The organism is Lonepinella sp. BR2357 (assembly GCF_051851525.1).
Taxonomy (GTDB): Bacteria; Pseudomonadota; Gammaproteobacteria; order Enterobacterales; family Pasteurellaceae; genus Lonepinella.
This window is the reverse complement of sequence record NZ_JBPDVG010000004.1, coordinates 176,049-183,011: the sequence shown is the minus strand read 5'-3', so window position 1 is coordinate 183,011 and position 6,963 is coordinate 176,049. Positions and strand designations below refer to the sequence as shown.

3 protein-coding genes are annotated in these 6,963 nt (G+C 40.8%); 1 reads left to right on the top strand and 2 read right to left on the bottom strand.

Annotated features, from left to right (window positions below; genetic code table 11):
* Both ACTG7L_RS04015 and ACTG7L_RS04010 read right to left on the bottom strand, forming a co-directional pair.
* The coding region (locus ACTG7L_RS04015; protein ID WP_439327507.1) for a beta strand repeat-containing protein at positions 1–3,088 on the bottom strand (3,088 nt) is incomplete at its 3' end.
* A 455-nt stretch (positions 3,089–3,543) separates the two neighbouring features.
* The gene (locus tag ACTG7L_RS04010) at positions 3,544–5,823 is read right to left on the bottom strand and encodes a FepA family TonB-dependent siderophore receptor (protein WP_439327506.1); all 2,280 of its coding nucleotides are present in this window, start codon (positions 5,821–5,823) and stop codon (positions 3,544–3,546) included.
* 151 nt (positions 5,824–5,974) lie between these two features.
* Between ACTG7L_RS04010 and ACTG7L_RS04005 the strand changes: the two genes are divergently transcribed.
* Positions 5,975–6,958 carry a FecCD family ABC transporter permease gene (locus ACTG7L_RS04005; RefSeq protein WP_439327505.1) on the top strand — a complete coding sequence of 328 codons (984 nt, stop codon included), beginning with the start codon at positions 5,975–5,977 and terminating at the stop codon, positions 6,956–6,958.
* The last annotated feature ends 5 nt before the right edge of the window (positions 6,959–6,963 follow it).

Below are 6,963 nucleotides of genomic sequence, written 5' to 3'. Positions count from 1 at the left end.
TTGAGCCCAAATCAATCGTATGTTCGGCATCACTGACATCAATCAATAATTCATTGCCATCAGTACCATTAATGGTAATATCTTTGCCATTTTTAGCTAAGGCATGTTGATAGCTATCATCATCAACTTTATTCACTTGATAAACTAATTTGCCATTTAAATCAATGGTATCGGCACCTTGAATCGCAATGTCAGGGTAAAGTTCAGCTAAAGCATTGATGACTAATTTTTCGGTATTGAAAATATCGTAATTAACACGGATTGGTGTACCTGATGTTGAAACTGTTTCGCCAAAGGTAACAGTATCATTATCTGCGCCCATATCGATTTGACGACCATTCATTTGCATATCGCTAGAACCAATGGTGAGTTGATCATCACCTGTTTTTAGGTCGATATTGCCGTTAATAATGGTTTTATCATTGAGATTGACAGTATTTTTATGATCATCACCTACAATGGCTAAAGGTGCATAGCTTTCGGTGGTGCTAGTTTTAATATTGAAGCCATTGGCATTGATAGTGCTGTCTTTTGCGGTAAATGTGCTTTCATTTTTCACTTTTACGCCGTTCGCAAAGCCATTGACGACACTGTTATCAAGGGTAATGTTTTTGTCAGCAATCAACGCCCCATCGGTTAAACCGACACCGTTGATAATGCTGTCTTTAACATCGCTTGTAGCAGTATAGGAACTGTCTTTTTGCTCATTACTTAGGGTGCCGTTAATGATGTTGTAGGTTTTGCCTGTTATTGAATCGGTATAAGAGCCGCCTGTTCCTACGACAATTTTGTCGATGGTTTCGGCATCGGCATTACGGATGGTCGAACTATATGTACTCTCTTTAGTTAACCCTTTTTTCAGATAAACTAAGGTTCCTTGGTTGGTTAAGCTAGGATCATTCGGCAATTCAAAGTAAGTATAGTTTTGTTGTTTTACATCACTATTTTCACCAACTTTATAATTCCCCATAATCATGGTGCCTGCCATTAAACCGTAGTTGTAGACATTATTGTTATAACCTGATGTATAGTCACCGTATAAACTATAAGCCGTTTCAATTTTCCCTTTTGCCAAAAGGGCGGCATGATTACCTGAAATGATCCCTGTGTTTTCCAGTTTGGATGTGATTTTGCCATCACTTGCAATACCCGTACCCACGCCCCAAAATCCAACACGTTCATAACCTTTATTTGTTGCACTAAAGCCATGGGTCATTTGGGTATAACCACTCACTACACCTGAATTTTTGATCTCGCCTAATTGACTTCCTGTTGTTTGGCTTGAACCAGAGGCATTACTTGCTTGGAAAACCACAATACCATTTCCGCTCGCAGTGACTTCACTTATCGTATCATTTGATCCGAGCTTATTAGGGGCAAAAGGATCTGAATAGGTTGAACCACTTGGTGTTTTAGGTAATGTATCGGTGGAATCAATATTCTTCACGGTGTCATAAATGAACAATTTCACTTCTTCATCAGGCGCATCTTTTTTATAAATATATTTTCCACCTTTCGTGTGTAATTCACCCGTAATCATACCGCTATTATCAACACTAGTTAGACTAGCAGTGCCTAACGCAGTACCGCCAACACCTTTATGAGAATAAACCGAAATCCCGTTTCCTGAACCTTTTACATTCAGTTTTAAATCGCCCGAACCATTGCCCGCTTTCACGTCGGCATAACCCGAAATATTCCCCTGATTGACAACCTTGCCTAATTTTGCCGCATTGGTTGAATAGGCATTTAGGGTTTCCGTTGCGACACTGATCCCGTTTCCGCTGGCGAAACTTGTGGCAGTGGAATCTAAATGTCTACCTGACTTATTACCATACGATCCGGGTATCACCCCAACATTATCACCTGATGTTTGAATTAAATGCCCATTGATTTTGCCTGAATTATTCACCGCACTTTCGCCATTTTCGTTATCAAAAATCGCACTGGTTTGGTTTCTGGCGTAATTCCCCGTTGCGGCAAAGAGTGAAACGCCATTGGCAACACCACGGGCGCTAGTGTAGGTGTGGGTGGTATTTTTACCCCCCGTGACGTTACCTTGTCCGTTGATTTCACCTGTATTAGTCAAAGTGCCTAATTTCAAGCTGTTGATCTGATTTTGACTTTGAATAGTTGAATCAATGGTATTAATGAAACTGGCTAAAGACACGCCGTTACCTGATGCGGTGGTTGTGGTGGAGTAAAATTGTGGTACATATCGATCGGTGACAGGGCTAGTGATGTCTGCATTGCTCTGTGCGTTGATATTACCAGAAACACTGCCATTGTTATTCACTTTCTTAATTTCTGCCGTAACAGTTTTGCCTTCTTTATCAGCACGAGTGGTGTCACCTGGCACAGAAATGGTATCTTTGACTAAATCGGCAGTTTTAACACGTGTGGTATCATCACGATAACTTGAGCTACTGCTTGCACTGCCAACCGTGCCAGATGCACCACTTACGCCATCAGCCCCACCCATTACTTGGGTTTGTCCATAATCTGCTATACTCACCACAGAAATACCGTTTGCTGTACCGAAAGTGGTAATTTCGCTTTCTCCGCTCGCTAAACCCGCTTTTAAATCCGCTCCACCCATTGCAGTGCGATTGTTGGTAACGGTGTTTAGGGCAATATCTACGTTATTACCGTTGGTGTGAGATGACCAACCGAGAGCATCAATAGCGTTACCTTGCCCCTCAATAATGATACTGGCTTGATATTCCCCTGATTCTGCCTTTTTGCCTTGCGCAATCACTTTGCCTTGTACAAAACCATCATTTAACGCATCCGTTTGAGCCACTTTACCATCGGCATCATTCGGATTACCATACCAAATAATTCGCACAGGATTACCGCTACGGTTGAGCGTCCCTGTAATACGGAGTTTGGGATCATCGGTCTTCACTGTGTCAATTTTTGTCTCGTTATCGCCTACATTAACTGTCGCCGTGGTGGTGTCACCTTGTACATAAGATAATGCAGAGCCCGTAAATGCTAACCCAGAAAGGACTGCAACAGTATAAGTGGTGAATTTAAAATTTATCGCCGTTCGCTTATTGGCGGGGTAAGAGTGAGGCTTATTCATAAACGTTTCCTTTATTAATTATTGAAATTATCGTGAAAAATATTGCACTCTCATTTAAGTTAATGAGAATAGTTTTTATTATAAATTGTAAGAGGGGGAATCTGTCAAGAGATGATCATCATTTTATGTATGACATAATAAAATTTATTGCGGGTAAAAAAGAATGAATAGAGAAAATAAAAAATGAACAAAAAAGTGCGGTGAAAAAATCAAAACTTTCTGATTTTTCACCGCACTTTTATTTAACTAAACGGGGCACCGTCTGAACCGCCTTGGCGACTTGATATTTTTAGCTAAATTTTGAATGTTTGAGCGAAGCAAGTTCAAAATTTAGCGTTAAGAAAATATCAAACGAGCAAAGAAAAGCGGTGAAGTCGGGGTGTGCTTTTCTTTGCCTACTTTCTTTTGCACAAGCAAAAGAAAGTACGGTTGCCATCGGCGAAAACCGATTTAAATTAAAACGAATATTTAAGTGTCGTATAATACGCCCGCCCAATCTCATTCGACTTACTCGCCGCACTACTTGTGACATTAATTCGTTTGTTAAGAATATTGCTCACCCCAGCACGTACACTGAAATCATGCCATTTATAACCCACGCTCGCTCCCCAAACACCATAGCTACCTAAGCGTTCTTGTACGGTTTTGTCATCGCCTGTGTTAGTATTAAAGTCCATATAACGCACACCATTTGGACGAGATAATTGTTTGCCGTAACGAGTATAAGTTGTGGCTAAATCAAGATTATCTGTCGCTTGATAGGTTAATGTTGAGCTAATCGTATATTTTGGCATTAAGCTCAATGGATTGCCTGTGGTTTTATTGAGACTCTTACGGATGTAAGTGAAATTGGTTGATAAATCTAGTTTATCCGTTACTAACGGTAAATTTAAATAACCCTCCAAACCTTCAACGGTCGCACGTGGAATGTTATCCCATTTATAAACCGTAGTACCCGCTGTTTCACTCACTCGTGCAGCTTTCCAACCTGGATTATAAACGGTGGCTAACACGTTGGTATCGGCTTCAATTTTATTGTGGTACGCATTGTGATAATAGGTTAAACCGAGTTTATAGCCATCTTGATTATGTAATTCAAACCCAATTTCTTTATTAAAACTGGTTTCAGGTTTTAGATCTTTATTCCCCACGGTATAACAAGACCCTACATCGGCTAACGCTCGACCATTGACAGGGCAGTTATTTTGACGGTTGGTTAACACATAATTTGGGTTAGATTGATATAAATTGGGGGCTTTATAAGCACGAGCTAAACCACCTTTCAAGGTTAAATATGGATTCACATCATGGCTAATATTTAAACTTGGACTCCAATTTGATTTTGATACCGTATGATAGTCAAAACGCAACATTGGTGTGACGACGGTTCCTTGTTTAAAGTCAATTACATCTTCAATAAAAATGCCGTATTCACTCGCACTGCTGTTGCCGTCACGGTTACCTTGAGCAAGCCAAGGAATTGTACCTAATGAACCTATAGAGGCAATGCTATCATTGACAAAATCATAGCTGGTGGAATCTGGGTCATTTAATTTGCTGTGATTTGCATCAACACCGATAGTGAGTTTATGAACGCCATGCCATTCGAATGGTACAATCATTTCATTGTTGAAACGGTAGTTATACAGTTTGCTATCAACAAAATTTTGATTTTCCCACGTTCCCTCTGTACCGAAACCAAGATAAACTGGATAACGACTGTTCACCGTTTTATCAAATTGGAAATAGGTTTTGTTTTCTCCCCAAGACCATTTTCCTTCATGAGTTAGTGCATAAACTTGACGATAGACACGATTGGTTTCTGCACCTTGCATCTCTAATGTGCTTGAATCAATGCTAGAAGATTCTGTGTCACCACCTGCATATAAATTACCTTGACGGCTGTAACTGGCATCCAAGGTTAAGACTTGATCAGGCGTGATTTTCCAGCTTAAACGCCCTGCAATATCTTTATTCCGAACCCCTTCACGAGCAGCATAATAGGTGGTGGATGGCGAACCATTACGTCCTACGGTCACAATTGGTGGGTTGGCATCCATTGCATCTTGTTTGGTTTTATTCCAACTGCCATACAAACGGAAACCTAATACATCTTGCACAATTGGGCCGCTCAAATTAAATGTAGCACGATTACTCGTACCAAATTTACTATTTTCAGGCACATTTAAACTATAAGTGACACTGCCTTTTAATTTATCCGTCACAGGTTTAGTTTTAATATTTACCACACCGCCCATGGCACCATTGCCATAGCGAGCGGCTTCGGTACCACGAATTACTTCAACCGATTCAATTTCTTCAATCGGCACCCATTTACTGTCGCCAAGTGTATTGCGTCCATTATTTCGTCCATAACGAGCCGATTGGCGTGATGTGGCAGGTTTGCCATCAATTAAAATTAGGGTGTTTTCTGTGCCCATACCACGCAAATCAATTTGGCGTTTATTACCATATTGTCCAGTGGCACTGCCTGAATTATAGGTCACACCGGGTTGGTGACGAAGAATATCAGCGACATCATTCACTGCAGGTTGTTTTTCAATAGCCTGTGATGAAACCACGGTTTTACCGAGGGATTGCTGTGCTTGTGATGCTGTGGCCGAATGAACTGGATCTTGGGCGACAACAGAAATTACATCAAGTTGTTGTGTTTCTGCTGTTGCGTAAGCGGAAAACAATGCTAGGCTGATAGCTGATAGTGCTAATTTAGACATAAGGTATCCTTATTAGTTAGGTTATATAATAGAGTAAATAGCGTATTTTACGCCAATTTTTCTTTATGTAAATCAATATATAAAGTTTGTTTATTCTTATGGCTAAATCGGTTAAACTGTTTTTATTATGTAACCTAATGACATTCACTAAATGAAATACCGTTTCTCGCTTTTTTTCTTACTTTGCCTGATGTTGCTCGGCGTATTAGTTTCCCTTTCTCTGGGGCGAATGCACATTCCACTGGAAAATGTGATGAATACTTTGCTTGGCAATAACCCCAATGCAGTGGAAAATAACGTGATCTTAATCCTAAGATTACCGCGAATTTTAACCGCACTTTTAGTCGGTGCAGGACTGGCCATTGCGGGTGTGACCTATCAAGGTGTGTTTAAAAATCCGTTGGTATCGCCGGATATTTTAGGCGTATCAGGGGGAGCTTGTATCGGGGCATCTGTCGCCATTTTATTCGGCTTAGGATCGTTTTCTATTCAAATTTTGGCTTTTGTCGGTGGTGTCGTTGCGGTGTCGCTCACCATGCTTGTCCCGCTGTTAATGCGGCGAGATAGCATGATTATCTTAGTGCTATCAGGCATTATCGTGGGCGGTTTTATGGGAGCGAGCCTAGGGTTAATCAAATATTTAGCTGACCCTGAAACTCAGTTGGCGGATATTGTGTATTGGTCAATGGGGAGCTTAACTAAATCCAATTTCAAAAATCTCACCGCCTTTTCGCCAGTGATGATCATCACTGCCTTGGTGTTATTATTGCTCCGTTGGCGAATTAATTTGCTTTCTTTGGGCGAACAACAAGCCAAACTGATTGGCGTCAACATCAAAATGGAACGTAACTTAATGATTTTATGTTCCACCTTGCTCACCGCTTCAGCCGTGTGTTTAAGTGGTACGATTGGTTGGATTGGCTTGGTTATTCCCCATTTAGCACGGCTGTTAATCGGTGATGATAATATTAAAACCTTACCATTAGCCGCCTTAATTGGGGCAATCTTCCTGTTATTGATCGATACCTTGGCGAGAAATCTTTATACGGAAGAAATTCCACTGGGGATTTTAACCGGCTTTATCGGGGCCCCTTTCTTTGCGTGGGTGCTGGTGAAACAGCGAATGGTGAAATAAGTGCG

Coding starts and splice junctions, on each gene's coding strand:
- ACTG7L_RS04010 (WP_439327506.1), bottom strand. CDS start 5,823: ATGTCTAAATTAGCACTATCAGCTATCAGCCTAGCATTGTTTTCCGCT.
- ACTG7L_RS04005 (WP_439327505.1), top strand. CDS start 5,975: ATGAAATACCGTTTCTCGCTTTTTTTCTTACTTTGCCTGATGTTGCTC.